The sequence below is a fragment of the Agrobacterium sp. AGB01 genome, from assembly GCF_014851585.1.
In the GTDB taxonomy this organism is placed as follows: domain Bacteria; phylum Pseudomonadota; class Alphaproteobacteria; order Rhizobiales; family Rhizobiaceae; genus Agrobacterium.
Map to the genome: position 1 here is coordinate 289,285 of NZ_JACVAB010000007.1, position 25,978 is coordinate 315,262.

Here is a 25,978-nt window from a genome sequence, read left to right on the forward strand (position 1 = left end):
ATGTACCGATGCTACCGATCCATAGAGTGCGTACACCGGCAACGAATAGACCTTGCACATGATCTGGCCTTCCAGCAATGGTATCATAGTCGCTCGAGCATTTTCAGTTCCCGAAGACTGTGTTGATCTCCGCAACCGCTTCGAAGGTAAGCGGCGATGTCTTGCGATCTCCGAGGATGAAGAAAAGTTTTGCAGTCTCTTCCAGCTCTTCATAGGCGCAGACCGCCTCGTCCAACGTTTTGCCAGAGACAATCGGGCCATGGTTGGCGAGCATCATTGCCTTGTGATCCCGGGCCGCTCCCCGAACCGCTTCAGCCAGCGCACGATCGCCCGGACGGTAATATTTTAATAGCGGCAACTTTCCCACCCGCATCACGTGATAGGCGGTGAGTGGCGGCAGCACATCATCCGTATGCTCGAGACAAAGGCAAGAGACGGCAACGGAATAAGTGGAGTGCAGGTGAACGACGGCACCGGCAGTCGGGCGCTGGTCATAGACTGCGAGATGGAAAAAGGCTTCCTTTGAGGGAGGATCGCCCGCCAGCAGCTCTCCCCTTGATGAAACCTTGGAGATGCGGGCTGGATCGAGGAAGCCTAGGCTGGAATTGGTTGGTGTGACCAGGACAGAGCCATCGGCTAGACGCACTGAGAGATTACCTGCACTGCCATGGGCCAGGCGGCGATCGTAGAGCAGGCGACCATAGCGGACGATTTCTTCACGCAGGTGGTTTTCCTCACTCATGCGACGTTTCCCTTCAGGGCTTCAAGGGCGGTGGAGAAAAAGGTCTCGCGCCCGAAATTTCCAGATTTGAGCGCTAGGGATATCCCACGCTTTGCGCTGAGAAGGATCGGAACACCGGGATCAATCTCCGGTCCGATCTGCAACTCACCCAGGTCTAGTGCTTGGGCAACGGCGCCTGAGGTTTCGCCACCCGCCACGACCAGACGCTTCACCCCGCCATCAACGAGGAGACGCGCGGTTTCGGCAAACAAGCTGTCCAGCTTGTGCGCCACGGCTTCGCGTCCGTAACGCGCCTGTGCAGCCTGAACCTCCTCCGGCGTGCTGGAGGAGTAGGCGAGCGGCTGGCGCCCAGCATTGTCCCTGACGAATTGCACGAGATCATCGGAACCGGTCGCGCCAGCCATAACAGCATCGACGGAGATCGGCAGCACTGGGAAGTGTCGGGCGTGGGTCGCCACCTGTCCGCGCGTTGCGCCAGAGCAACTGCCTGCGAGAATGGCCTCGTGACCATCCACGCCCTGATACATAACTGTACGGCCTGTTGCGAGACCGGCGGCGATGAAGTTCGCGGGCAATCCAATGGCAATGCCGGAGCCGCCAGTGATCAACGCAACATCGGCACAGGCTGCTCCAAGCGTGATCAGGTCTTCGTCGGTGGCCGCATCGGCAATCACCAGCACCTCACCCCTACCGGCGGCAGCATCAAGTGCCGCGCGCACCGCAACTGAGCCGGCTCGAACGTCGGAAGCCGACACCAAACCGACGGGATTTTTGGTCTGATACGATAACCAGCGACGAATATCCGGATCGGTCATTGGCGTCAGGGGGTGGTTTTGCATGCCGGACTCGTTGAGCAATCGGTCATGCACAAACAGGTGCCCATTATGCACGGTACGCCCGACCGTCGGAAATGCCGGACAGGCTATGACCCCACGAACACCAAGTGCCTCGGCCAGCGCCTCCCCAACCGGACCAATATTGCCTTCGCGGGTGGAATCGAACGTTGAACAATATTTGAAGATGATCTGGCTGCAGCCTTGATCACGCAGCCACGCGAGCGCCGCAAGTGACTGTGCAATGGCCTCGTTGGCCGGTGCCGAGCGCGACTTCAGCGAGATCACCCCCGCCTCGACCGACGATTTCGCCACTTCCCCTGGAACGCCCATATATTGGGCGACTGTCAAACCACCCTGCCCAGATATGCCTTTGGCAAGCGTATTTGCAATATCGCTAGCCCCGGTGAAATCATCTGCGATTACGCCCAACAGCATTATACTTCTCCCAGTACAAGAGTGCGCATGCGTTCCACTGCCGTTTCGGGCGCGGTGAGAACAGGGATATCGACGACACCACGCACCGCTTCTGCGGCGCACGTAGTGGAGAAATGCGCAAGCATCACAGCATCGATACCGGAAAGGCCTGTCGCTGCCTCAGCAACCCGTCTGTTATGATCTGCAGCGTCGCCTTGGCAAAGGCTTTCGATTGCTCCTTCCGCCAGCACGGTTTCAAGTCTTTCAGAACAACCGACCTCTTGCGCAAATTCCCGAAACTCATCTTCCATCGTGCGGATGGCCGGCGCAAAGGTTGCCACCATGCCAATCTTCTTTCCCAGAGAAAGAGCAGCGCGAAACATTGCCTCATTCGGCATCAATACGGGAATCGACACCTCGTCAGCCAGCTGGCGGATCGCGGGGCCAAAAGCCGAGCAGGTAATCAATATCCCGTCCGCTCCTCCAGTAACCGCCTGTCGGCCAAGCGCAACAAAACGGCGGATAAGATCCTCCGAAATGAGGTCAGGTTCCCGCGCCCGGTCAAGGGAAAGACTTTCGTCGAGAATATTGACGGCCTGCGCCTGCGGCCAGACTTTTTGCATGGCGATATGAACGGGTTCCATCGCGACAAGCGTGGCGTGAAACAGGAAAATACGCGGTGACGTCATAATTCTACTCTCTCCCATCAGGACAGGAATGTCCGGTCCTGGAGACGACGGATTTCCCAGATCATCGAACCCTCCGGTTCTTCCACCATGTCGTAGGTAATCAATGTACCCGCTGGGATATCGGCCTTTGCTCTGTTACCGGTCAGCAGATGAGCACAGGCTGGGTTGCCCGCAGCAACCGGTACGGCCGGAATGATCCGTGCCTTCATCATGGGGTTATGGTCGTTACCGAACACCTCGCCGGCCCTGATGTCACGTGCAGCAACTTTGGCAAGATCATAGCGTGGCCGATAGTCGTCGGCGCCAGTATCGATACCGAGCAGACCCGCCAGAAGCAGCGACGTTGCAGTCTCCACTCCGCAAAGATGATACGGCCGGTAGATGACCGCAGCCGTATCATCGTAGTTCGAAATCTGCCCCTTCGTCGTCAGGACATGGTTGGAATAAGCGTTGTCGCAACGCACCACAATGAATACACCGCCACCCAGCCCGGATTCGTCGGGACGGCGAAGGCAGGTCGCGAGATCGATGGTATCGCCTCGCTCGAACAACCCGCCGTTTTCGGCTTCGCAATAGACAACCGGTATTTCCGTAATGCGCAGCGGCGCATGTATAAGTGTGTCTACCGCTGGCGACATGCCCGTATAGTTGGCGGCAACCGTTATCTCGCAGAGATCATAGGCGCCTGGCTGCGGCAGACGAGCGAGAATTTCCTTGCGGCGCGCGACATATTCGGCAGCCTGGCCCTGAGGGATCATGCCCAGCCACTTGCGATCTTCGTCAGCAATCTGGATGGTTTCGACATAGGGAGCGTGGATCTTTTTGTCAGTCTTGATTGTCACCGTGCCGGCTGCTTCGTCGAAAACGAATTCGCCATCCGTTGCTTTTCCACCAGACAGGACCGTCAGACCGACAGACTTCGCCCATTCATAAAGCTGGATCAGCAAACCATGCTGGTCGCCATCCACCGGCGTGTAGACAACACCCGCATCCTTCGCCAACCGTTTCAGCATCGGCCCCACCGTAACATCGCAATCCTTCGTCACCATGGCGACGTGCTTACCGGCCTTGATTGCCTGTAATGCATATCTGACGCCGCCTTCGGGCGAACCGCTGCTTTCGCAGACCACCTGGACTGCGGCGATCTGGCCGATGATCTCCGGCCGGTCAGTGTAGACGGAAAGTCCCTGCGCAATAAAAAGTTGAGCTTCCTCCGCCGTTTCCGCGTAGCTCGTTTTGGCCATATCGTAACCGGCTTTCTCATAGGCACCACGGGCGGCTTCCAGCGAGATATCGGCCACAGCAACAACGTTGAGCCGAGGCGTTCGGGGCGATTGGGTTACGATCGCCGTTCCGTAATTGCCGGCGCCAATAATCCCGACATTGACTTCCGCAGCCTTGGCGAACTGGGAATAGAGGTGATGATAAACCATTGACGAAATTTCCTTATGTCAGTCTTGCCCGCGTCGCGCGGAGCCAAATAGGGGCCACAAAAGGCCAAGGTTTTCCCGATCGGCGCCCAGGTTGTTTTTCTGGACGCCGCCATTCAGGCACGGAGTGGAAACCGGGCGGCTCAGCCGTCCGCCCGGAAAGGCTTTATTTCATGACGCTATTCGCCACGTCCGCCTGTCGTTTGGCCCGCTGGGAAACCAGCCAGGGCGAGACAAGAAGAATGGCCGTTATTACTATGATCACCAGTGCAATCGGGCTTTGGAAGAACACCGACAGATTGCCATCAGAGGCAACCAGAGTACGACGAATGCCGCGTTCGAGGATAGGGCCAAGGATCATGCCAAGGACCAGCGGCACCGGTGGATAATCCAGCTTCATCATCAGATATCCCAGAACACCGAAACCAATCACCAGCACCACCTCGAACATCGAATTATTGATCCCAAAAATGCCGAACCCGATGATTGCGATCACCGCAGGAAACAGAAAACTGGGGCGTACGAATGCGCAGGTGGCAAGGATCGGCGTCAGCAGGATTGTGATTGCCACCAGTGCGAGATTGCCGATGTAGAAGCTTCCGAAAATCGTCCAGACAAATTCCGATTGAGTCTGGAAGAGCATTGGACCTGGCTGTAGTCCGATCATCAGCAAACCGCCCATCAGTACTGCAGTCGTGCCAGAGCCGGGGATACCAAGGGCAAACATCGGGATCATGTTACCGTAGGCGGCGCTGTTATTGGCAGCTTCCGGCGCGGCAACACCTTCCAGCGCACCATGGCCAAAACGCTCCGGGTGCTTCGAAGTGCGCTTGGCAAAGGCGTAAGAAATCATGGTGGCAGCCGTCGCGCCCGCGCCGGGCAAAACACCAATGAAAAAGCCGATCAGCGAACCCGAACCAAGCTCACGCCAGCATTGCAGGGTGGCACGCACATCGGGGAAGAGCTCACGAAACCGGAAACGGCTCCCTTCCTCCGGCTTACCAATCGACGGTGGAGTTGCGTACATTTCCGCAAGGCCAAAGAGGCCGACAGCAATGATGGAGAACTCGATGCCATCGAACAGGCGAACCTCGCCAAAGTCGAAGCGCGGAAGACCAATCATAGGATCGAGCCCGATAGTGCCGATAAACAGGCCCAGAAAGAGCGACATCATAGCCTTGTTGAGATCCCGCCCGCCAAGGACACTGACCAGCGAAAGTGAGAAGATCATAAGTGCCGTCATTTCGATGGGACCGAAGGCAATCGCAGCCTTGGCTATCGTGGTGGCGAATGCTGTCAACAATATCAGGCCAATCAGGCCGCCGATAAAGGACGCTGCAATGCTTAGACCAAGCGCCGCCCCCGCCTTGCCGTTTCGCGCCAGCTTATGGCCATCAATAACGGTCATTGTTGCGGAGGCATCGCCCGGAATTCCAAGCAGGATCGCTGTGACGGCACCGCCGTACTGCGCGCCGTAGTAGACGGCGCCAAGTGCGGCGATAGCGGAGGTTCCATCAAAGCTGACGGCAACGGGCAGCAGGATCGCAACGCCAGCCGTTGGCCCCAGACCCGGCAGCGCACCGATAAACAGACCGATGATCGCACCGACCATGATCGCGGCAAGGACAGTCGGCTGCGAAGCAGCCACCAGTCCCTCTGCAAGCAAATGCCATGAATCAAACATGATGAGGTTCTTTCCGAAATCAAAGCAGGGGAATCTTCAGCACGACGCCGAAAACCAGATAGAGGATGATCGCCATTCCCAGGGAAATGACGCTGACAGCAGCGACGGAGCGGATATCGCGGGCACCGAAAACGGCACCGATAGCGATCATCAGCAAAACGACGGCTGCCAGCATCCCGATAAAGTTTGAGAGGATGACAAAGCCGCCGATTGCAAGACTGACAAGGCCAACACGGACGACCTCCATGCGATCAACGGCCCCGAGCAGGCCGGAATGCTTCAAGTTGCGAATGAGGTTAAGGGCAGAAAACAATGCCAGTCCGCCGCCGATCCAGAAGGGGAAAAAGCCGGCGGCCGGAACGGCACCGTCCTGATAACCATAGTCCAGCCCTTGCCAGACGATATACAGTCCCAGGACGGTCAGAATAGCTGAAAAACCGAGGTCAAAGCTGCGTAGAGGTATCACGTGCATCTCTCCTGAGGCCACCACGCTTTAGGGCATTGGCAGGCCGCGATGGGGGACCCCCGCGTGGCGGGGGTCGTTGCATTACTTGATAAGACCAAGTTCGCGCATCAGCGTTTCATAACGTGCGGAGGTCGCAATGACCTCCGCCTCAAAACCCTTACTGTCGAGAAAGATCGGAATCTCGTTGAAGCGATCGACATATTGCGTGCGCCACTCCGGGCTTTCCGCAACCGTCTTCAACACACCTTCCCAATATTTGACGGCTTCCGCCGGTACATCCTTTGGCATGATGATGCCGCGTAGCTGCGTATGGACAATATCGTAACCAAGCTCAGAGAGGCTCGGCACGTCCGGCAGCGAACTCATGCGCTCAGCCGATGTGACAGCGAGTGCACGCATCGTACCTGCATTGACCTGCTCGAGGATTTCATTCGGGTTACCGAAAAGCAGGTCAAGGTGCTTGCCGAGAACGGCAGCCATGACCTCGCCTTCTCCATCGTACGGAACGACTTTGATGGAAGCGCCGGTTTCCTTGTTGAGCATGTGCGAGAGCAATGCCGGATCGGATACTGCACCCGCCGTGCCGATCGTAAGACCGGTTGCCTTTTTGATATCATTGATCGACTTAATGTCAGAGTCGGCCGTGACTGCCAGGATGTAGGGCGAGCGGGCGATTGCGGCGAGCGGCGTAAAATCGCGGTAACTCAGTGGCATTTTGCCGAGCAGCGGCGTGGTGAAAAAGCTGACGCCGACGCCACCGAGATAATATGGGTCACCCTTCTGGTTGTTAATGAAGGAATAGCCGATGGCACCTGAGCCACCGGGACGGTTCTCAACCAGCATCTTGACCGGGATTAGTTTTTTTTCGTCGATGACCTTGACCATGGTACGTGCGATGATGTCGCTACCACCGCCGACACCGAAGGCGACGATATAGTTCATGGTATTGCTTGGATAATCATCGGCCTGCGCCACAGCGCCCAGCATCGGCTGCATTGCAAACAAGGCCGCTCCACCGGCCAGCAGCAAACGACGCTTCATTCCCCTGCGGGTGTCATGTCTTTCCATAAATCTTCCTCCCAAAAACTGACAACCGGAGGACATGCCAATCCAGCGTCCTCCAGCCTCGCGTGATCGATTTTCGAATGCAACAGTCTACCGCCCTGTATGGCGGCGCTCTCACATCGAATTTTTCGATTTGGCCTCCCATAGCCGCCGACAATCCCTACCCGATTGCGACGAGACCAGACTGGACTGAGGGGGATGGCGAAGCAAGTATATTAATGATACCAATTGGTCTTTTGAAATAACCAATGAGCGTATCAGTGGAACTGATAAACGACATAAACCTGCGGCTGTTTCAGACCTTCCTCGCCGTCGCCCACGAAGGCAGTTTCAGGCTTGCAGGGGAGAAGCTGAACCGCGCCCACTCTGCAATCAGCATCCAGATCCGACAGCTTGAGGATCAGTTGCAGGTGAAGCTTTTCGAGCGCACCACGCGCAGCGTCAAACTGACCGAAGAAGGCGCAAAGCTGCGCGACAGCCTGCGCAAGGCCCATTTCGAGATACTGTACGGCCTTCGCGAAATTCGCGAAGCCGCCGATCTCAAGCGCGGACAACTTTCTCTTGCCAGTTCATCGCATCTGGCCTCGATCTATTTGCCACCAATTCTGACGGAGTTTGTCAGCCAGTTTCCTGAAATCGCGGTGACAATTCGCGAACTGACATCGACCGATCTCTATGAAGCGGTGAAAAAACAGGAGGTGGATTTCGCGATCGGACCACATACCGAAGACAGTGCCTTCGACTTTACCCCGATCCTTGTCGAACCACTTGTAGCGGTCGTCCACCCACGCTTCATGGCGACGCCAAACGACACAGTCACATGGCGCGAAATCTCAGCTTTTCCAATTTTGCTGCAGGCTCCCCAAACCGCCATGCGAAAAATTGTCGATCGCGTTCTAAAAGAAAACGGTCTGGAGACAACCAACCGCTACCAGTTCATCCACGCAGAAACAATTATTGCCATGGCAGAAGCTGGCCTCGGCATAGCCATCCAGCCAAGCACCCGTGTGATAAAGCAACCATTGCTTCACGCCAGAGCGATCCCCCTTACAGATCCGACCATTCGCCGGGCAATGTCTCTTATTCGGCTTAAAAACCGCAAACTTTCGCCTGCGGCAGGCCATTTCGCCAAGAAAATCGTTGCCGAAATTCGCCGGACCAGTGGCTATCCGACGGAGGTTGAGGGAGCTTGAGGCGCCCCTGTCAAAACGACTTGGATAGGCGCGTGATCACCCCATTCTTTCCGAGGCATAACTGCCGGGGCTAGCAGGAAAGACCACGGTTTTGTGTCCATTCTGGAATACCCGCTGGTGGATATGCGCGTGCACTGCTCTGGCCAGAACCTGCGCTTCCACATCGCGACCAATCGATACATAGTCGTCGGGCGATTGTGCATGCGTGATGCGGGCAACGTCCTGTTCGATAATTGGACCTTCGTCCAGATCGGCAGTCACGTAGTGCGCCGTCGCCCCGATCAGTTTTACCCCTCGTTCAAATGCCTGTTTGTAAGGATTGGCACCCTTGAAGGATGGCAGGAAGGAGTGGTGAATATTGATGATGCGGCCCGACATCTTTTTGCACACCCCATCCGACAGGATTTGCATATAGCGCGCCAGCACCACCAGTTCAGCACCTGAATCCTCGACAATCGACATCAGCCGCGCTTCCGCTTCCGGCTTGTTTTCCTTGGTAACCTTTATGTGGTGGAACGGGATATCATTGTTGACGATCAGCTTCTGATAGGTGAGATGATTGGACACCACACCGACAATATCGATCGGCAATGCACCGATTTTCCAGCGATACAACAGGTCGTTCAGGCAGTGGCCAAAATTGGACACCATCAGCAAGACCTTGGTGCGCTGTGCAGCATCATGGAAAACAAATGCCATGTCGAAAGGCTGGGAAACCGGTTCGAAACTGCTGCGCAGCGTTTGAAGGTCCGTTCCTAGTTCCGAACGAAATGTGATGCGCATAAAGAAGTTTTCGGTCTGCGGATCATCAAACTGCGCAGAATCCGTGATGTTGCAGCCATGCTCCGCCAGAAAGGTTGCGATGGCAGCGACGATCCCGCGACGGGACTGGCATTGAACGGTAAGGACAAAATTCTCCACGCGGGAACTCCATGAAGTCGTGATGGGATGGGACAGCCATCAGGCCGCAACAGTGAGGTGGGTAACGAGCAGGTCGGTCAATGACCGCTCCCAGGTGGTCGGCACCATGACCAGAAACCTGTCGCACTCCAGACGTTCAACCAGAACACCGACATGGTGCAAAGACGTTTGTACGAAGGTGCCTGCCGGGAAGGCGGCTTCGGAAAAGTCCATGGCGATGACGCGGCCCAGCAAGCCTGCCGCCCCCTCTCCTTCGAGGATCAAGCAGACACGTGCATCGGAAAGGTCAAGTGCCACAAGATCTTCCGGCACCGACATATCAACCGGTGTTTCGGAGCGCAGGAGCACACGGTCCGGTGAAATCCGCCACACTGTCATTCCAGCCGTGTGGACCGGAGAACGATAGTCTGCCGGCAGCGACAGGCCTTGCGTCTTTAACACCGCGTCGGCCGCGCCAGCGAAGGTTTCCCATCCCGCCAATTGTGTGAGGTTACCCAGCGCGATCTCGGAGACCGACACGGTTTGCCCGTCACTGGTCAGACCACCAAGCGGAAGCTTATGTTTTTTAGCCATTTTGACGATGCCCTTCCGGATCGAAGAAGTGAGGAGAAACGACCTTGGCGCGCAGTATTTGGTTGCCAACAAAATCAACGACCTGAATGGTTTCGCCTATGCGTTCTGGTCCCTTGGACAACAAGGCCAGCGCGATGTTCTTTTTCAAAGCCGGCGAATAGGTGGTTGATGATATCCAGCCTTCGCCATGGCCTTTCGCTGGAGCATTCAATCCGAACAGTAGCGACCCGGCCCTTGCCCCCTCATTACCGACAATTTCCAGACCAACCAGCGACGGGCGTGTTGCATCCTCCAGCACCACACGTTTGCGCAACACCGATCCGATGAAGGGTTTCTTGCTCGAAGCGAAACCTTCGAGACCAAGGTCCTTCATGGTCGTACGGCCCTCGATCTCGGCACCGGCCACATGGCCCTTTTCAATACGCAGGGCGCCCATCGCCTCGGTTCCATAGGGTTTGAGATGATGCGGAACACCCGCTTCGATCAGCGCGTTCCAGACCGTTGGGCCGGATTTGGCAGGGATGTAGATTTCATAGGCCAGTTCGCCGGAATAGCTCATCCGATGGAGACGGCACTGCACACCAGCAATCGTCACGTAGGTCAGGTGATTGTTCGGCAAAGCCTCCTTGCTCAAATCCGCACCCGTCAGTGCCGTCAGTACAGTTCGCGAGTTGGGACCGGCAATGGCGATGGCTGCCCATTGATCCGTCACGGTTGTCACATGCACCTTCAGATCACGCCAGGCCGTTTGCAGCAGGAACTCAGCCTGTGCCAGAACCTTGGCCGCGTTGGCTGTTGTCGTCGACATGAAATAGTCGTTGTCGCCCAAACGCGCCGTTGCACCATCATCGAGGACAAAACCGTCTTCCCGCAGCATAACGCCATATCTCAGGCGACCGATTGGCAATGTCTTGAAGCCGTTTGTGTAGACGCGGTTGAGAAACTCAGCCGCATCCTGGCCCTGCACGGCAATCTTGCCAAGCGTCGACACGTCGACAATGCCGACATGTTCACGCACATGGGCTGCTTCACGAATATAGGTGTCACGCAATGTCTCACCCTTGGCCGGGTAATACCAGGGACGAAGCCACGCCCCCGCCTCAATCATCTCGGCACCATTTTCCATGTGCCAGTCGTGAATGGTCGACAGGCGCGTCGGGCGGAAATGCAGGCCATGATCATGGGCAACGATCGCGCCAATGGCCACCGGCGTATAGGGAGGGCGGAAGGTGGTTGTTCCGACCTTGGGAATGTCCATGCCTCTGAGCGCTGCCATTCTCGCCAGTGCGTTGAGGTTGGAGGTCTTGCCCTGGTCGGCAGCCATGCCCGATGTTGTGTAACGCTTGAGATGTTCGACCGAGACATAACCTTCCAGATGCGCCTGATCGATATCGGCAAGCTTCACATCATGCTGGAAATCGATGAAAGCCTTGCCCGGCGTTGTACCATCAGCCTTGGTCATGACTGTTGTCGGCAGCAGATCGCGGCCCCAGAAATCGCCGCCATCGGCCAAAGTATCGACCTTGCCAGCATTCCCGCCGGCATCGTACCCCTGCGTGATCGCTTCAGCGGTTGAGACAGCCGCAACAAGCGATCCAACGCTGGTGACGGTTGTTTTCTGCATCGGCAAAAACGCATCAAACTCCTGATGATATTGCGGCTTTCCGAAACGCTGGCTCCACAGGTGCAGTGCCGGAGCCCAACCGCCGGATGTCGCGATCAGATCGCATTTGACCGCAATCTCCTTACCAGAGGCCCGACCATTGGTGTCGACAGGCACGATGCGGGCACCGCGCACTTGGCCACGGCCTTCGGCCTTCAACAGGCCATAACCGAGCCGAAGCTCCGCGCCCGCAGCCTTGACGCGGCTGAACAATGCATCGGAAACAGTTTGGCGAAGATCACAAAGTATGACCTTGGCACCGGCCTTAGCGAGATCAATTGCGGTGCAGTAGGCGCTGTCGTTGTTGCTCGCGACGACAACAGTTTCACCAGCCAGAACTGCATAGCGGTTGAGATATTTACGCACGGCCGATGCCAACATCACACCGGGAACGTCATTGCCGGCAAAAACCATCGGACGTTCAATGGCGCCAGTGGCAAGAATTGACCGTTTGGTGCGAACCAGCCAGTAGCGCTGGCGCGGTTTGCCCGCTTCCGGCACCAGCAGATGATCCTGAAACCGTTCAACCAGACCAAAGACATCACTGTCGTAGGCACCAAACGCCGTTGTGCGGCTGAGTACCTGAACATTTGGAAGATCGTTAAGCTCGGCAACGGCGTTACGCAGCCATGTATCGCTTTCACCACCGGTACCTTCGCTCAGCAAAGAGCCTCCGAGTTCGTGATCCTGTTCAACCAGCATCACCTTGTCGCCTTTTCGGCCTGCGGCCAAGGCTGCAGCAAGTCCGGCCGGGCCCGCCCCCACGATCAGCACATCACAAAAAGCATTGATCTTTTCGTAGTGATCCGGATCGTCAAGCGTTGTTGCCTTGCCCATGCCAGCGGCATTGCGGATGATTTTTTCGCAGGCCATCCAGAAGCCGGTGCCTTCGAATGGACCGATAAATGTCTTGTAGTAGAAGCCGGCACCAAAGAAGCGCGACAGGGTGCCGTTGACCGCTCCAATATCGAAATTCAGACTGGGCCACGCATTTTGTGGAGTCGAAACCAGACCATCGAACACCTCGACCATCGTTGCCTGAGCGTTGGGTTCGTGGCGGGCGCCGTCACGCAAATGAACAAGGGAATTCGGCTCTTCGACACCGGCTGCCATCAGGCCGCGCGGGCGATGATATTTGAAACTGCGTGCGGTGATTTTCTGGCCACCGGCCAGCAGGGCGGAAGCCAGACTATCGCCGGGGTGAGCGGCAAACGGTTTGCCATCAAACTGCACGGTAACTTTGCGGCTGCGGTCAATGCGTCCGCCAGAGGGAAGTCTGCGCGCTGTCATGCCGACACCTCGCGGGCAAGATAGCTTGCCGAAATCTCATGGGTCAGCGTATCACGCTCAGCCACCACCCATTGGCGGCAGCCGGTCACATGGTGCCAATATTCCTTATGTGGACCACGCGGATTATCGCGCATGAACACATAATCGAGCCAGGCTTTGGGATCGCTCTCATTCATGTCAGGCCGGCGGATCGTCGCATCGGAACCATAGGTAAACTCCGTTTCGTCCCTCAGTCCGCAGACGGGGCAATGAATTCTCAACATGATGGAACCTCAATGGGCGTTGGGTTGAGGGCCTGCGCCCTTTTCGTCGATCTGGTAGCCGCGTTCGAAACGCTCCAGCGTGAATTCGGCGTTGTCGGGGTGCGGTTCGCCCTTGGCGATTGTCCAGGCAAAGCAGTAGCCGGAGGCCGGCGTTGCCTTGAAGCCGCCGTAGCACCAGCCGCCATTCAGCCACAGACCCTCAACCGGCATCTTGCCGATGATCGGAGAGCCATCCATCGACATATCCATGACCCCGGCCCAATGACGCAGCAGCCGTAGTCGCGACAGCGACGGCATCAGCGCCTTGGCACTGTGCAGCGTATGTTCGACAATGGGCAGGCCGCCGCGCTGGGCATAGGAGTTGAAACCGTCGAGATCTCCACCAAGCACCAATCCACCCTTGTCGGACTGGCTGATGTAGAAATGTGCTGCACCGAAGGAGATGACACTGTCGACCAGCGGCTTCAGCGGTTCGGTGACAAAGGCCTGAAGAACATGGGTTTCGATCGGCAAACGCAGGCCGGCCTTTTCCGCCAGATGGCCGGTATGACCAGCAACGGCAAGCGCCACCTTCTTGGCGCGGATTGGTCCACGGGTCGTCTCCACACCGACAATGGTACCATTATCCCAGATATATCCGGTCACTTCGCATTGCTGGATCAGGTCCACGCCGTGCTGGTCTGCGCCACGCGCAAATCCCCAGGCAACCGCGTCGTGACGGGCTGTTCCGGCCCGTGGCTGGTAAATCGCGCCATGGATCGGGAATCGGGCATTGGGCGAATAGTCGAGGTAGGGCAGTCGGCGCATCACCTCTGCCCGGTCGAACAGTTCGGCGTCGATACCATTGGCACGCATGATGTTGCCGCGGCGGCGGGCAGCATCCATCTGCCCCGGAGAGTGGCAGAGATTGTACTGGCCACGCTGCGAGATCATGACATTGTAGTTCAGGTCCTGGCTCAGGTTCTCCCAGAGCTGCATCGACCGCTCGTAGAACATCGTATTGCCGGGCATCATGTAGTTGGAGCGAACGATCGTGGTGTTACGACCGGTATTGCCACCGCCAAGCCAGCCCTTTTCGATCACAGCGACATTGCGGATGCCATGCTCCTTGGCAAGGTAATAGGCCGTTGCCAGGCCATGACCGCCGCCGCCGACGATGATCACTTCGTAGCTTGGCTTCGGTGCCGGATCACGCCAGGCGCGGGTCCAGTTCCGGTTGCCACTCAGGCCGTGGCGTAAAATAGACAGGGCAGAATAATGACTCATGCGATCTCCTCGCGGTAATCGGTACTTTCGCGCACCACCTTGAGCACTTCGTCATTGCTCAGCAGGCCGCGTTCTATGGCTAGGTCTATGAAAGGGCGGCGCTCTATTGCTGATGCCTGAACAAGGCGGGACACCTCGGCGTATCCAAGCTTGGGCACGAAAACGGTGGCCAGCGCCGATGACTGCATCAGATTTTTGAGCGATTGTTCTTCGTCAGCTTCTATGCCGGCGATGCATTTATCCGCGAAGATGCGCGACGATTTGGCCAGCAGCTCGATGGAATCGAACAGGCGCGAGGCAATGACCGGTTCAAAATGGTTGATTTCCAACTGGCCCTGAAGAGCAGCCAGCGACACCGCTGCATCATTGCCGACCACGGCAAATGCAACCTGCTGCATCATCATCGGCAGGACAGGATTGACCTTGCCTGGCATGATCGAAGAGCCCGGTTGCACCGAGGGTAGCCTCAGTTCACCAACACCGCTGTTGGGACCGGATGACAAGATGATCAGGTCTGATGCAATCTTGCCAATGACCTCTCCACAGATGCGGATTTCCGACGAAACACGCGCGAAAGCATCGGCATTTTGCATGGCATCGAACATGTCATTGCCGGGGCGCACATCCGCGCCGACGATCACCTTCAAATGCCGGTAAACGGATGAACGATATCCCGGCGCTGAACCCAGCCCCGTACCGATTGCCGTGCCGCCCAAAGGCAGAACAAGCATATCCTCGCGCGCTTGCGACAGCTTGCTTTCCAGACGTCTCACAGAGGCGGCATACCCGCCAAAGGCCTGCCCCAGCCGCATGGGTTGAGCCGCCTGCATGCAGGTCCGCCCTATCCGCAAAATATCCGCAAATTCAGTGGCTTTGACTTCGAGACACGCAGCGAGATGACCAAGCGCCGAAATCAGCGACGAAGCCTTGTCATAGACCGCCAGTTTGACGGCAGCGGGCAAAACATCATTGGTGGATTGCCCGGTATTGACGTGATCATTGGGGTGAATGCTGCGATAATTACCCGGTTCATCACCCAAGATCTGCAAGGCACGATTGGCGATCACTTCATTGACGTTCATGTTGATCGACGTACCACCAGAGCCTTCCAGCAGATCGACGATGAACTGATCGGAATGCAAACCGCATTCGATTTCTTCGGCCGCCTTATCGATCGCCTGCGCCACATCGCGCGGCAATATGCCAATGTCGCGATTGGCCGCAGCGGCAGCCCGCTTGATCTGCGCAAGTGCCTTCAGCAGCTCCGGCGCATCACCCAATTTGTGAAAGGAGATATCGAAGTTCTCCTGTCCACGCAGCGTCGCGACCCCATACAATGCTCCGCAGGGTAACTCGCGCGCTCCCAGGCTGTCTGTGTCGGTTCTGGTATTTGGCATGAGGTTCCAAGGTCCGTTCGTGTGATGCCGCAGCATCGCAAACTCCAGGAACCATTTGAACCTAATAAGCGAGACTTAAATTAATTCACTTATTGGCATTAATTCATCTAATAGTATGGGTGGACTCGTTGCAAAACCGCTGTGAAGATTTTTATGTCAGACACACTCAAACGGCGGAGCAACACATGCTGGCAAAGATCGCATTCATCGGTACTGGCGGGACGATTGCGTCCATTGGCACAGACCAGTTTGACCTTCTGGATTATAACGCCAGTCAGCAACGGCTCGATGCGGCGGCGCTGATCGAGCGTATCGCCATTCAGGGAACGATCGCCGATATCAGCCCGGTCAATTTTCGCCAGATCGACAGCACGGCAATTACATCAGGTGACTGGGCAGATCTGGCAGACCTCTGCTGCCAGCTGGCTGACGATAGCAGCCTGTGCGGCATCGTGATCGGCCATGGTACGGCGAGCCTGGAAGAAACCGCATGGGTTCTGTCACTGGTTCTGGATCTGAAAATTCCTGTCATTCTCACCGGATCGATGCGGCCACTGACGGGAATTTCGACCGATGCCCATGCCAATCTGGCTGCGGCAATCCGTGTTGCTATCGCGCCAACGACAGGACCTGGCGTATTTGTGGTCATCAATGACGAGATCCACGACCCGAAAACGGTCACGAAGACCCACACATTACGACTGGGTGCCTTTCAGTCTCCCTGGGCTGCTCCGATCGGATATGTCGATGGAACCGAAGTCAGGTTTCGGCAGGTAAGCAAACGCAGAAATGAGACCTTCGCACGCGATTTGCTGCGTGAGATGCCACGGGTGGATATCAGCTATAGCCATGTCGGCGCTGATGGATGTGCGATACAATCCTTTGTTGCGGCAAGCGCGAAAGGAATTGTTTCAGCAGGTTTCGGGCCGGGAATGGCAACGCCTGCAGAAACGGCAGCATTACATGATGCGGTGAATGCTGGAGTGATTGTTGTGCAATCGTCCCGTACCGGTGCGGGGCTGGTGGTCGATACCGCGCACCATCAAAGCCTCGGAATTATTGCCGGTGGCGATATCAATCCCCAGAAAGCGCGCATCCTTTTGTCACTTTGCCTGGCCGCTGGTTATAGTCACGGTGACATTGCTGAGGTGTTTCACTCGCTTTGATCGCCCTCAATAAGCGGTGGTTTCCAGATCATCTCACCCGCCGTTTCGGCGAGCCACGGAATGTGGCTAACGATGAGTGGCAATGTGTGCTTTACCAGCATCTGCCGGGCGGCTTCCGCCACCCGTGGCCCCAAAGTGTCAAACTCGCCCCGCCTGGTCACCAGTGTCAATTCGCGGGAAAATCCGGGGCTTGGCAGTGGCAGCACCGAAAGTGCCGGCATGTGAATGGCGCCCTGAACGAGGCAGAGAGGCGTGGTGATGGCCACGCCAACGCCACCTGCCACCATTGCCAACAACGAGTCCGAAGTGTCGAAAGACAACACCTGCGGGTGTTCTATGCGCAGTCGTCTGAGATGACGCTCGACCTGCATGCCCATGTGCGAACGTGAACTGTAGCGAATGAGCCGGTGTTCAAACAACAAATCCCTGAGCGGCTGGTTGCGCAGCGCATCCCCCCAGGCAACGGGCGCGACAAGAACGAAAGGCTCCCGGTAAAGCGGGAAACGCATCATCTCATCCAGCTCGTCCATCGGGTCCGAGGTGATCGCTGCATCGATCTCGTGACGCATCAGAGCGTCGGTGTGTGAATGTGCAAGGCCTGAGAAGGCTGTCACGCGCAGCGCGATTGCACCCTCCATCAGGTCGCGGATCAGCACCGGACCAACAGATGAGGCAAAGGTGTCGACCATGCCCAATCGCAGGTCCTGCCGTTCGGGCCGCCTTGCCGTTGCCCTCACCTCTTCAATCGCCCGCTCGGCGCGATTGGCAATCTCGCGGATATGAGCCACCAGCACCCTCCCCGCCTCCGTTGCAACAAGCGGACGCCTGTCGCGGTGAACAAGCGTCACCTCGACTTGCGCTTCAGCGCGCTTCATGGCTTGAGAGACCGCTGATTGGGTCATCCCCAACTGCGCGGCGGCAGCGCTCATGCTGCCTTGTTCGATCACAGTTGCAGCAATTTCCAGAGCGTGCAAATCCGGTAGAGGCATCTGCTTAGTTTACCTGAATTAATCTTTGTCAGTAATATGACTACTACTCGCAAATCACCATTGAAGCAACGGCCGCAATTGGAGACATTCCACTCACATCAGCTTTCCCAGTCGCAACAACAATAATGCAAACGACACCGATGCTTGAAAGTGATGCAAACAAACTGTTCAAAAAGGGGAACGAAGTGTTCAAACTGAAAGCAATTTTTATGGCAACAGCCTTCGCTTTCGTTGGTTTTTCCGCATCGGCACAGTCCTGCGGTGATGATACCTTGTGCAAGGTCAAAGCCTTAGGTGTTCTGAAGGTCGGCACCAAAGATGATTACGTGCCTTGGTCCTACCGCGCCTCCGATGGCAGCTTCAAAGGCATGGAAGTCGATATCGGCAAAAAAATTGCTGAAACCCTTGGCGTCAAAGCCGAATTTGTCAAAGTGACCTCCGCAAACCGTTTCGAATTTCTGGCGCAGGGCCAGATCGATCTGATGATTGCCTCCGCTTCCGATACCGCTGAACGACGCAAAGTTGTCGCTTTCGTTCACCCGAATTATTATTCATCCGGTTACACACTTCTGCTTCCAAAAGCCGTCACGGCAACAGAGTGGTCGCAGCTTTCTGACCAGACTGTATGCGCTGTACAGGGTGCCTGGTACAATAAGCCTGCGCAGGAAGAGCTGAAATTGAAGGTTCTGGCTTTTGCCGGCACGGCCGAAACCGAGGCCGCGATGACGCAGGGACGCTGCATTGGCCTGCTTGAAGACGACAACCAGATCAACGTTCGTCTTTCCAACCCGAAATGGGCCGAGTACCAGAAACCACTATCGAGCCAGGCAGATACCCCATGGGGCATGGCGGTGCGCCAGAGTGACCAGTTTGCTCCGTTCGGCCTGTCAATTTCCGGCATCATCTCCGAAATGCACCGTGACGGCACGTTGCTTACACTCGAAAAAGAGCATGGTATCGCAAACTCTGCCTTCCTCATCAAAATGCACGATGCACTGAAAGATCACGTCAACTGATCCTTGAACCGTAAACAGTCCGGAGCGCGAATGCTCCGGACAGCACTAAGGATTGGGCTGTGATTACAGAAATCCAGACATTTTTTCGCGATCTGACGGCATCGGGGATCAATCTCACGATTTTCTATGACGCTTTCGACTTTAACCGTTTTACCACCGGTCTTGGCAACACATTACTCCTGATCCTGGTCAGCGCATTTTTCTCCATCGTCATCGGTGCGGCCTGCGCCGCAATCCTGTCCCTCTCCACGGGGTGGCCGACAAAAATCATCCGGGGTTACGTCGCACTGTTTCGCAACACGCCACTGATCGTGCAGATGTATTTTTTCTATTTTGCGATCGGCAGCATCATGCCGGTGGGTCGCAGCGAGATAGGTCTGCCCCAACCCTTGATCGGCAGTTTCAGCTGGGCGGTGATTTCGCTTTCACTCTATTCTGGCGCATTCAACACCGAGACGTTTCGCGCCGGTGTGGGTGCTGTGCATGGTTCCTATCAGGAGGCAGCTTTTGCACTCGGTTATAACAAACGCCAGGCATTCTTTTCTGTCACCGTGCCGTTGGCGTTGCGTTTTTCCTTTGCATCTCTCGCCAACAATCTGGTCGATCTGACAAAGGCAACAACCGTCGCCTATGCCGTTGGTGTCGCTGAACTCCTTTACGTTTCCAACCAGATCTGGTCCGATTCCCTCAACACCATCGAAATGATGAATGTGATGCTAGTGATCTACCTGATCCTGACCGGAGCCGTCGTCGTCATCATCAACAGGGTCGAAGCCGCCATGCGCCTGCCCGGCTTTGGACTTGGAGACGGACAATGAACCAGACCAGCATTCTCCCCCAGATTCTTGAATGGATGCCATTCGTTCTGCAAGGTTTTGGGCTCAACATTCTCATGAGCCTGATGGCAATCGCCATAGGAACGGCCATCGGTACGTTTCTGGGCTTTGGACAATTGTCGCCCAGCATGGCGGTCGGGGGGCCATCAAAGCTTGCCACACAGCTGTTTCGCAACGCGCCCTGGCTGGTTCTGTTATTCTACTGCATATTTCTCATTCCCTATCAGGTGAATATTGCAGGCATAACCATACAGTTGCCGAGCTGGCTGCGAGCAACCATCGGCTTTTCTTTCCCGGTCGCGGCCAATTTTTCCGAAATCGTACGCGGTTCCGTCAATTCGGTGCCACGTGGACAGTGGGAAGCCGCCGAGGCACTTGGTTACAGCCGCCGCGCAACACTGTTCAGGATCATCCTGCCCCAATGCATCACACGGATGGTGCCGCCATGGATGAACCTCTATGCGCTTCTGCTGACAGCCACCCCCCTGTCGATGATTGTTGGTGTTGAGGAAGCTCTTGGTCGTACCCAGGCAGCTGTGCAAGCCCAGAGCGACTCTCGGGTTTTGATCCCGATGTATCTTGCTCTTCTGACGATGTTCTTTGTCTACACATGGCCGATCAATCGACTGTCGTTGATGCTCGAACGCCGCTTCCGCACAAAATGAGGTGCTGACATGACTATTAATTCGAATGCGAAGCCATTGATTTCTCTTCGTGGCGTCCGCAAATCCTTCGGCACGTTTGAGGTACTTCGTGGCATCGACATGGATATTCGCAAGGGCGAGGTCGTGGCGATTATCGGCCCATCCGGTTCCGGCAAGTCAACGATCCTGCGGACCATCAATGGGCTGACACCCATCAATGAAGGCACCATCCAGGTTGGCGACATCAATGTTAGTGACCCGAAGCTCGATCAGGTCAAGTTGCGTCATCGCGTTGGCATGGTGTTCCAGCAATACAATCTGTTTCCGCACAAGACCGTTCTGGAAAATGTTGCCATGGCACCAATCCAGGTGCTCAAGCAGCCGCGCAAACAGGTGGAAGAACGCGCCCGCAGGCTCTTGTCCGAAATGCGCCTGCCCGACAAGGCGGCGGCCTACCCCGGCGAACTTTCCGGAGGTCAGCAGCAACGTGTGGCAATCGCCCGCGCACTTTGCATGGAGCCAGAGGTCATCCTGTTCGATGAAGTGACGGCGGCGCTTGATCCGGAAATGGTCAAGGAAGTGCTCTCGGCCGTTCGCAAAGTCGCAGAAGACGGCATGACATGTATCCTTGTAACCCATGAAATGGGCTTTGCCCGCGAGGCAGCAGATCATGTCTATTTCACTGACAAGGGCGTGATTGTCGAACATGCACCACCGGCAGATTTTTTCACCAAGGCCAGCGATCCACGCACTAAAGAATTCTTGTCCAAGGTGCTGTGATGTCGAGGATCATTGATGGGAAATTGTTCGCGCAGTGGCTGCGTGAATTTATAGGCCAGCAGGTTGCAGTCATCAAAACCGAGAACGGTATTGTGCCGGGTTTGGCAACCATATTGTTGGGGCAGGATCCAGCCTCCGAAGTCTATGTGCGCAACAAGGCGCGCCAGACGATTGAAGCCGGCATGGCGTCGTTCAAGCATACGCTTGATGCCACCATATCGGAGGCAGAGCTACTGGGACTGATCGCAGAACTGAACGCAAATGAAGACGTCCATGGCATTCTTGTTCAACTGCCGCTGCCCGCGCATATCAGTGCCGAACGCGTGATAAACGCGATTGATCCGCGCAAGGATGTCGATGGTTTCCATGTGTCAAATGTCGGCATGCTGGGAACCGGCCAGCCGGCCATGCTGCCCTGCACTCCCTTGGGCTGCATGATGCTGCTGCGCGAGCAGTTCGGTTCGTTGACAGGAAAAAACGCACTGGTGGTTGGTCGCTCGAACATCGTTGGAAAACCGATGGCGCAACTGCTTCTGGCCGATGATTGCACCGTCACCATTGCCCATCGCTACAGTGAAAATCTTGAGGAACATTGCCGACGCGCCGATATTCTGGTGATGGCCGTCGGCAAACCCGAGATGATCCCCGGCACCTGGATCAAACCCGGCGCGACTGTGATCGATGTTGGCATCAACCGCATCGAACGCAATGGCAAACCAACCCTTGTTGGTGATGTTGATTTTACGTCCGCATCGGAAGTCGCGGGCGCCATCACCCCGGTCCCGGGCGGCGTTGGTCCGATGACGATCGCCTGCCTGCTGTTAAACACACTGACGGCATTTTGCCGTTCGAAGGGTATGCCTGAACCTGCCAATTCTGGCCTTGAATTGGTCAATGGCATCGGCGTAATTCAGGAGTTCAAAAAAGCCAGCTGATTTGAGCGTTTCGGATTACGTTTTGAAGTAACTGAGAACGCGATTGCTTCGACGATAGGCCAGCTCGTAAGTTAAAGTTCTGTTACCGTAATGTTCGGTTCCGAACCAGGCAGCATAAATACGGTTTATGCCGTTTATACCATGCTGCCCGGTTTTGTTGCATGCCCTTTTCAGGCAGCCATTTTTTCCAGTTCAGCGAGAGCATCGCCAGGAAGCTCGACGTTCTCTGCCGCGAGATTCTCCCTCAGATGAACTCGCGAGGATGTGCCGGGGATCAACAGAATGTTTTGGGAGCGCTGAAGAAGCCAGGCGAGAGCCACTTGCAATGGTGTCGCGTCGATCCGAGCCGCAACATCCGACAAGGCTGCAGATTGCAGTGGCGAAAAGCCACCGAGCGGAAAGAACGGCACATAGGCAATTCCTTCTGCGCCAAGCTTTTCAATCAACGCATCATCCCCACGATGGGCCAGATTGTACTGGTTCTGAACGCAGACAATATCGGTGATCTTTTTTCCGTCATCGATCTGTTTTGCGGTGACATTGGACAAGCCAATATTTCGGATCAGGCCCTCGCGTTTCAGATCTGCCAGCACTTCGAGCGGTTCATCAAGAGAGCCTTCCGCAGGACCATGGACATCGAACATGGCGCGCAGATTAACCACATCCAGAACGTCCAGAGCGAGATTGCGAAGGTTGTCATGCACCGCCTGTGTCAGATCTTCCCGCGAAAAGGCCGGGTTCCAAGAGGCGTCTGCGCCACGCTTCGCGCCGATCTTCGTGACGATCACAAGGTCATCGCCATAGGGATGAAGCGCTTCACGAATAATTTGGTTGGTGATGTGCGGTCCGTAAAAGTCGCTTGTGTCAATGTGATTGACACCGCTTTCGATCGCCTCTCGCAAAACGGCAATGGCTTCCGCACGATCGCGAGGCGGACCGAACACACCCTTGCCCGCAAGCTGCATTGCGCCGTAACCGAGCCGGTTTACTGAGCGCCCACCGAGGATAAAGGTACCGGATTTTCCAATTGAAGTCATGGCTTTGTCTCCTGTTTCAAGTTCCAAAGTAAGCGCCTGACATAGAGGTCACAATCCACTAAAATCCGGACATGCTGTCCGCATAGCCGGACAATCAGCAGTCAGAAACAGGAGAGCCGGATGCGAGAAATGGCCGATGTTGAGGCTTTCCTACTGGTCGCACGTGCGAAAGGCTTTCGTGAGGCATCGCGTGTCAGCGGAACGAGTTCATCCTCCCTAAGCGATGCCGTCAAGCGGCTTGAAGCTGAACTCGGAGTGCGGTTACTCAACCGCACAACACGCAGCGTGTTGCCAACCGAGGCCGGGCGCACGCTGATGGAACGTTTGGGACCTGCCTTTTCCGAAATTACATCTGCACTTGATCAGGCAACCAGCCACGGAGACCGCCCGGCCGGTTCGTTGAAGCTTAATGTCCCAGCCAGCGCTGCCAGGCTCGTTCTACCACGCATTGTGCCGGCTTTTCTGGCCACCTATCCGGACATCAGGCTGGAGATCGTCACAGAGGAGAGCTTCGTTGACATCATTGAAGGCGGTTATGACGCCGGCATCCGGTACGATGAGCGGCTGGAACAGGACATGATTGCCGTGCCGATCGGCCCGCGTGTGCAGCGTTATGCCCTCGCAGCATCACCCGCCTATCTTGCAGCACGCGGCACACCCCAAACCCCGCACGACCTTCTGTCGCATGATTGCATCCGAGGGCGCTTTTCAGACCGCGCCATACCTGCCTGGGAGTTTGAGCACGATGGAAAGGAGCTGATAATCGAGCCTAGTGGCAATCTGATCGTGCAGTCCGGTGGCGCCACCGATCTTGGCATTGAAGCTGCAAAAGCTGGCCTTGGCATCATGTATCTGTTTGAAGACTGGCTGAGACCACACTTCGAGGACAAAACGCTTTTACCAATCATGGAAGACTGGTGGCTGAGCTTTTCTGGCCCGTTTCTCTACTATCCGGGCCGTCGTCTTGTTCCATCTCCACTGCGAGCCTTTATTGATTTCGTCAAGGCAATGCCGCGATGATATCCCGCAAAACACAATTGTTTCTTCAACGCACCCTGTTGGCGTACCGCGCCAGATAAACGAACTGTGTGACGAGCCCAACGACAAAGATTGCTGCCACTGTTCCAAGAGCGACTTTCAAAATGATCGAATCCGGATCGGCCGCAATCGGGTGTCCGTCTGGCACTCGCCGCAGGGTCTCGGAGACTGAAGGCACCATGAGCAGAAATACCGAAAGGCTCAACAGGAATGTCTCAAGATACTTTTGCAGACGGCCCAGAATACTCAGCCGATGCACGGTGTAGCCGCCGATCAGACACAGCAGGGTAACGATCGCAATGACCGGACTGACGGGCGCCTTCGCCACGAGGAAAATCGTCAGGCTGCCGATCAGCATACAGATGAAATAAATGCGTCCGGCAAGACTGTCTGGCTTGATGCGCCCAAAGCGAAAAATCATGTAAGCCGCAGCGGGTATTGCTGGGAGGCTGCCCAGAGTGTGGAGCCAACCCAGTGGTGTTATTCCAAACATTTCAGGTCCTTTCGATCTGATTTCACGCCCATTTGCCAAGGCGGTTTCCCGGATTTGAAATTTACCATCCTACTAATTGGTCGGCGATTGAGAGAATTTGCCGGCTAGTTCCTCGGGCACTTCCGTTTTGGGGTCATTGTTTTGGTTTCAATGCGTCAAACGTCGCTGACATGATCATTGAGAATTTCTTCGCGTCGCCATAGGCGCGCGCGGACAGCATGGCACCATGGACAGTGGCCATAAATAGCTCCGCCTCCACCTCAGGTGTCCGCGAAATATCGATTATACCCTGTTGCGATGCGCAATCGAATGCCCGAGCCATCCACCCTGACAGAACTCGAAAATATGCTTTGACTTCAACGGCGACTTCGGGCGGCAGCAGCGGCAGTTCACCTGCCAACAGGGCACAAACGCAAAATGGCCGACTGCCATCACTTATGCATGTCGCCCAATGGTCGCTATAGGTGCGCAGTTGCTCGATAGGGTTGGTCACGTTGCGCTCGATCTGCGCGATGCCGGTTTCGGCATCCCGTCGGTATCGACTGACAAGTGTTTGAACCAGATCGACTTTGCTTGGAAAATGATGGTGGATACTCGCTTTGCGAATACCGACGATGTCGGAAATATCCGCATAGCTGAAACCATTGTAGCCGCCTGACACGATGAGGTTTTGTGCGCAGTCGAGGATGTGATCGTATGTGGAAACAACATTGGTCATGAGCAACACCTACCTACTAGTAGATTTGTTGTCAATTCGTCGAAACACGGTGTTTGTCCGAACGACTGACAGGCACGTGGAGATAATGTAAATTTATCCTTGTGAGTGTTGCCTCTAATCCAGGTGCTGAGGTCGAGTCATTCGGCCGCTTCGGACACAGGACGGAAAGGATAAAGGATGTCTGCAACACACCACGCCCCATCGATCGAGGCGAATGGACGAACCTATCGTCGGCCAGTTAGGCCAACTGTCGTGGTCTGCTTTGATGGTTGCGACCTGGCCTTATTGTCGCCTTCCCCCGAGTTGCTTCTGAGCGAGCATGTTTTGCGGGCGTCGCCTTGATTTTCTTGCGGCGTGTCTACCATTGGTTATTGATCGTTTTGTCGCCGGCGGTTTTTCCAGGCTTTGACTTCCGCATTGGGGAGCTGTTGGCG

General features: G+C 55.9%; 25 protein-coding genes. 8 read left to right on the plus strand and 17 right to left on the minus strand.

Features of this window, described 5'->3' with window-relative positions:
* Positions 1 to 103: 103 nt before the first annotated feature.
* The 7 genes from otnC to IB237_RS22200 all read right to left on the minus strand — a co-directional run bounded on the left by otnC (position 104) and on the right by IB237_RS22200 (position 7,329).
* Entirely contained in the window at positions 104 to 742 is a 639-nt protein-coding gene (otnC, locus tag IB237_RS22170) for a 3-oxo-tetronate 4-phosphate decarboxylase (protein ID WP_192490895.1), read from the minus strand.
* Positions 739 to 2,013, minus strand: a complete 1,275-nt coding sequence (gene otnK / locus IB237_RS22175; protein ID WP_192490896.1) for a 3-oxo-tetronate kinase — start codon at positions 2,011 to 2,013, stop codon at positions 739 to 741. The genes otnC and otnK overlap by 4 nt, the downstream gene beginning before the upstream one ends.
* On the minus strand, positions 2,013 to 2,681 hold the full coding sequence (locus IB237_RS22180) for an aspartate/glutamate racemase family protein (protein ID WP_192490897.1): 669 nt from the start codon (positions 2,679 to 2,681) through the stop codon (positions 2,013 to 2,015). The genes otnK and IB237_RS22180 overlap by 1 nt, the downstream gene beginning before the upstream one ends.
* 17 nt (positions 2,682 to 2,698) lie before the next feature.
* Complete coding sequence (locus IB237_RS22185; protein WP_192490898.1) at positions 2,699 to 4,114, minus strand: NAD(P)H-dependent oxidoreductase; 1,416 nt, start codon at positions 4,112 to 4,114, stop codon at positions 2,699 to 2,701.
* A 163-nt stretch (positions 4,115 to 4,277) separates the two neighbouring features.
* Complete coding sequence (locus IB237_RS22190; RefSeq protein ID WP_192490899.1) at positions 4,278 to 5,795, minus strand: tripartite tricarboxylate transporter permease; 1,518 nt, start codon at positions 5,793 to 5,795, stop codon at positions 4,278 to 4,280.
* Between the two features lie 19 nt (positions 5,796 to 5,814).
* Positions 5,815 to 6,261 (minus strand): tripartite tricarboxylate transporter TctB family protein, encoded by a 447-nt coding sequence (locus tag IB237_RS22195; RefSeq protein ID WP_192490900.1) that lies wholly within the window; start codon positions 6,259 to 6,261, stop codon positions 5,815 to 5,817.
* An 81-nt stretch (positions 6,262 to 6,342) separates the two neighbouring features.
* Positions 6,343 to 7,329 (minus strand): tripartite tricarboxylate transporter substrate binding protein, encoded by a 987-nt coding sequence (locus IB237_RS22200; RefSeq protein ID WP_246788190.1) that lies wholly within the window; start codon positions 7,327 to 7,329, stop codon positions 6,343 to 6,345.
* A gap of 245 nt (positions 7,330 to 7,574) precedes the next feature.
* On the opposite strand from IB237_RS22200, the gene IB237_RS22205 reads away from it, so the two are divergent.
* On the plus strand, positions 7,575 to 8,519 hold the full coding sequence (locus IB237_RS22205; protein WP_192490901.1) for a LysR family transcriptional regulator: 945 nt from the start codon (positions 7,575 to 7,577) through the stop codon (positions 8,517 to 8,519).
* Between the two features lie 36 nt (positions 8,520 to 8,555).
* Here the strand turns inward: IB237_RS22205 and purU are convergent, their stop codons facing one another.
* From purU to IB237_RS22235, 6 genes are read right to left on the minus strand one after another with little or no spacing between them, the layout of a single operon-like run.
* A complete protein-coding gene (purU, locus tag IB237_RS22210) occupies positions 8,556 to 9,440 on the minus strand; it encodes a formyltetrahydrofolate deformylase (protein ID WP_192490902.1) in 885 nt (294 codons plus the stop codon).
* 39 nt (positions 9,441 to 9,479) lie between these two features.
* Complete coding sequence (locus IB237_RS22215; RefSeq protein ID WP_192490903.1) at positions 9,480 to 10,013, minus strand: sarcosine oxidase subunit gamma; 534 nt, start codon at positions 10,011 to 10,013, stop codon at positions 9,480 to 9,482.
* A complete protein-coding gene (locus tag IB237_RS22220; protein ID WP_192490904.1) occupies positions 10,006 to 12,966 on the minus strand; it encodes a sarcosine oxidase subunit alpha family protein in 2,961 nt (986 codons plus the stop codon). Before IB237_RS22220 ends, IB237_RS22215 begins: the two co-directional genes overlap by 8 nt.
* Positions 12,963 to 13,229, minus strand: coding sequence for a sarcosine oxidase subunit delta (locus IB237_RS22225; RefSeq protein WP_192490905.1), 267 nt, complete (start codon positions 13,227 to 13,229; stop codon positions 12,963 to 12,965). Before IB237_RS22225 ends, IB237_RS22220 begins: the two co-directional genes overlap by 4 nt.
* Positions 13,230 to 13,238: 9 nt before the next feature.
* The gene (locus IB237_RS22230; RefSeq protein WP_192490906.1) at positions 13,239 to 14,495 is read right to left on the minus strand and encodes a sarcosine oxidase subunit beta family protein; all 1,257 of its coding nucleotides are present in this window, start codon (positions 14,493 to 14,495) and stop codon (positions 13,239 to 13,241) included.
* Positions 14,492 to 15,892, minus strand: a complete 1,401-nt coding sequence (locus IB237_RS22235; RefSeq protein ID WP_192490907.1) for an aspartate ammonia-lyase — start codon at positions 15,890 to 15,892, stop codon at positions 14,492 to 14,494. The genes IB237_RS22230 and IB237_RS22235 overlap by 4 nt, the downstream gene beginning before the upstream one ends.
* Positions 15,893 to 16,077: 185 nt before the next feature.
* Between IB237_RS22235 and IB237_RS22240 the strand changes: the two genes are divergently transcribed.
* Entirely contained in the window at positions 16,078 to 17,058 is a 981-nt protein-coding gene (locus IB237_RS22240; RefSeq protein WP_192490908.1) for an asparaginase, read from the plus strand.
* On the opposite strand, the gene IB237_RS22245 is transcribed toward IB237_RS22240, so the two are convergent.
* Complete coding sequence (locus tag IB237_RS22245) at positions 17,046 to 18,047, minus strand: LysR family transcriptional regulator (protein ID WP_192490909.1); 1,002 nt, start codon at positions 18,045 to 18,047, stop codon at positions 17,046 to 17,048. The two genes, IB237_RS22240 and IB237_RS22245, sit on opposite strands and share 13 nt — an antisense overlap.
* Before the next feature lie 185 nt (positions 18,048 to 18,232).
* On the opposite strand from IB237_RS22245, the gene IB237_RS22250 reads away from it, so the two are divergent.
* From IB237_RS22250 to folD, 5 genes are read left to right on the plus strand one after another with little or no spacing between them, the layout of a single operon-like run.
* Positions 18,233 to 19,063, plus strand: a complete 831-nt coding sequence (locus tag IB237_RS22250; RefSeq protein WP_192490910.1) for a transporter substrate-binding domain-containing protein — start codon at positions 18,233 to 18,235, stop codon at positions 19,061 to 19,063.
* Positions 19,064 to 19,122: 59 nt separating this feature from the next.
* Positions 19,123 to 19,881, plus strand: a complete 759-nt coding sequence (locus tag IB237_RS22255) for an amino acid ABC transporter permease (RefSeq protein ID WP_210324060.1) — start codon at positions 19,123 to 19,125, stop codon at positions 19,879 to 19,881.
* Entirely contained in the window at positions 19,878 to 20,564 is a 687-nt protein-coding gene (locus IB237_RS22260; RefSeq protein ID WP_192490911.1) for an amino acid ABC transporter permease, read from the plus strand. Before IB237_RS22255 ends, IB237_RS22260 begins: the two co-directional genes overlap by 4 nt.
* 9 nt (positions 20,565 to 20,573) lie before the next feature.
* On the plus strand, positions 20,574 to 21,323 hold the full coding sequence (locus IB237_RS22265) for an amino acid ABC transporter ATP-binding protein (RefSeq protein ID WP_305852560.1): 750 nt from the start codon (positions 20,574 to 20,576) through the stop codon (positions 21,321 to 21,323).
* A complete protein-coding gene (folD, locus tag IB237_RS22270) occupies positions 21,323 to 22,258 on the plus strand; it encodes a bifunctional methylenetetrahydrofolate dehydrogenase/methenyltetrahydrofolate cyclohydrolase FolD (RefSeq protein ID WP_210324061.1) in 936 nt (311 codons plus the stop codon). Before IB237_RS22265 ends, folD begins: the two co-directional genes overlap by 1 nt.
* 170 nt (positions 22,259 to 22,428) lie before the next feature.
* On the opposite strand, the gene IB237_RS22275 is transcribed toward folD, so the two are convergent.
* Entirely contained in the window at positions 22,429 to 23,295 is an 867-nt protein-coding gene (locus IB237_RS22275; protein WP_192490913.1) for an aldo/keto reductase family oxidoreductase, read from the minus strand.
* A gap of 129 nt (positions 23,296 to 23,424) precedes the next feature.
* Between IB237_RS22275 and IB237_RS22280 the strand changes: the two genes are divergently transcribed.
* Positions 23,425 to 24,315: a LysR substrate-binding domain-containing protein gene (locus tag IB237_RS22280; RefSeq protein ID WP_371815383.1), complete on the plus strand. Its 891-nt coding sequence runs from the start codon at positions 23,425 to 23,427 to the stop codon at positions 24,313 to 24,315.
* Between the two features lie 25 nt (positions 24,316 to 24,340).
* Here IB237_RS22280 and IB237_RS22285 read toward each other — a convergent pair whose 3' ends face one another.
* Together IB237_RS22285 and IB237_RS22290 are read right to left on the minus strand one after the other, a co-directional pair.
* On the minus strand, positions 24,341 to 24,826 hold the full coding sequence (locus IB237_RS22285; protein WP_192490915.1) for a hypothetical protein: 486 nt from the start codon (positions 24,824 to 24,826) through the stop codon (positions 24,341 to 24,343).
* 133 nt (positions 24,827 to 24,959) lie between these two features.
* Positions 24,960 to 25,544 carry a TetR/AcrR family transcriptional regulator gene (locus tag IB237_RS22290; RefSeq protein ID WP_192490916.1) on the minus strand — a complete coding sequence of 195 codons (585 nt, stop codon included), beginning with the start codon at positions 25,542 to 25,544 and terminating at the stop codon, positions 24,960 to 24,962.
* Positions 25,545 to 25,978 lie beyond the last annotated feature (434 nt).

What these genes read in the sequence shown, in the direction of transcription:
- otnC (WP_192490895.1), bottom strand. Translation starts at nt 742, where the DNA reads ATGAGTGAGGAAAACCACCTGCGTGAAGAAATCGTCCGCTATGGTCGC.
- otnK (WP_192490896.1), bottom strand. Translation starts at nt 2,013, where the DNA reads ATGCTGTTGGGCGTAATCGCAGATGATTTCACCGGGGCTAGCGATATT.
- IB237_RS22180 (WP_192490897.1), bottom strand. Translation starts at nt 2,681, where the DNA reads ATGACGTCACCGCGTATTTTCCTGTTTCACGCCACGCTTGTCGCGATG.
- IB237_RS22185 (WP_192490898.1), bottom strand. Translation starts at nt 4,114, where the DNA reads ATGGTTTATCATCACCTCTATTCCCAGTTCGCCAAGGCTGCGGAAGTC.
- IB237_RS22190 (WP_192490899.1), bottom strand. Translation starts at nt 5,795, where the DNA reads ATGTTTGATTCATGGCATTTGCTTGCAGAGGGACTGGTGGCTGCTTCG.
- IB237_RS22200 (WP_246788190.1), bottom strand. Translation starts at nt 7,329, where the DNA reads ATGGAAAGACATGACACCCGCAGGGGAATGAAGCGTCGTTTGCTGCTG.
- IB237_RS22205 (WP_192490901.1), top strand. Translation starts at nt 7,575, where the DNA reads ATGAGCGTATCAGTGGAACTGATAAACGACATAAACCTGCGGCTGTTT.
- IB237_RS22215 (WP_192490903.1), bottom strand. Translation starts at nt 10,013, where the DNA reads ATGGCTAAAAAACATAAGCTTCCGCTTGGTGGTCTGACCAGTGACGGG.
- IB237_RS22220 (WP_192490904.1), bottom strand. Translation starts at nt 12,966, where the DNA reads ATGACAGCGCGCAGACTTCCCTCTGGCGGACGCATTGACCGCAGCCGC.
- IB237_RS22225 (WP_192490905.1), bottom strand. Translation starts at nt 13,229, where the DNA reads ATGTTGAGAATTCATTGCCCCGTCTGCGGACTGAGGGACGAAACGGAG.
- IB237_RS22230 (WP_192490906.1), bottom strand. Translation starts at nt 14,495, where the DNA reads ATGAGTCATTATTCTGCCCTGTCTATTTTACGCCACGGCCTGAGTGGC.
- IB237_RS22235 (WP_192490907.1), bottom strand. Translation starts at nt 15,892, where the DNA reads ATGCCAAATACCAGAACCGACACAGACAGCCTGGGAGCGCGCGAGTTA.
- IB237_RS22240 (WP_192490908.1), top strand. Translation starts at nt 16,078, where the DNA reads ATGCTGGCAAAGATCGCATTCATCGGTACTGGCGGGACGATTGCGTCC.
- IB237_RS22245 (WP_192490909.1), bottom strand. Translation starts at nt 18,047, where the DNA reads ATGCCTCTACCGGATTTGCACGCTCTGGAAATTGCTGCAACTGTGATC.
- IB237_RS22260 (WP_192490911.1), top strand. Translation starts at nt 19,878, where the DNA reads ATGAACCAGACCAGCATTCTCCCCCAGATTCTTGAATGGATGCCATTC.
- IB237_RS22265 (WP_305852560.1), top strand. Translation starts at nt 20,574, where the DNA reads ATGACTATTAATTCGAATGCGAAGCCATTGATTTCTCTTCGTGGCGTC.
- folD (WP_210324061.1), top strand. Translation starts at nt 21,323, where the DNA reads ATGTCGAGGATCATTGATGGGAAATTGTTCGCGCAGTGGCTGCGTGAA.
- IB237_RS22275 (WP_192490913.1), bottom strand. Translation starts at nt 23,295, where the DNA reads ATGACTTCAATTGGAAAATCCGGTACCTTTATCCTCGGTGGGCGCTCA.
- IB237_RS22280 (WP_371815383.1), top strand. Translation starts at nt 23,425, where the DNA reads ATGGCCGATGTTGAGGCTTTCCTACTGGTCGCACGTGCGAAAGGCTTT.
- IB237_RS22285 (WP_192490915.1), bottom strand. Translation starts at nt 24,826, where the DNA reads ATGTTTGGAATAACACCACTGGGTTGGCTCCACACTCTGGGCAGCCTC.
- IB237_RS22290 (WP_192490916.1), bottom strand. Translation starts at nt 25,544, where the DNA reads ATGACCAATGTTGTTTCCACATACGATCACATCCTCGACTGCGCACAA.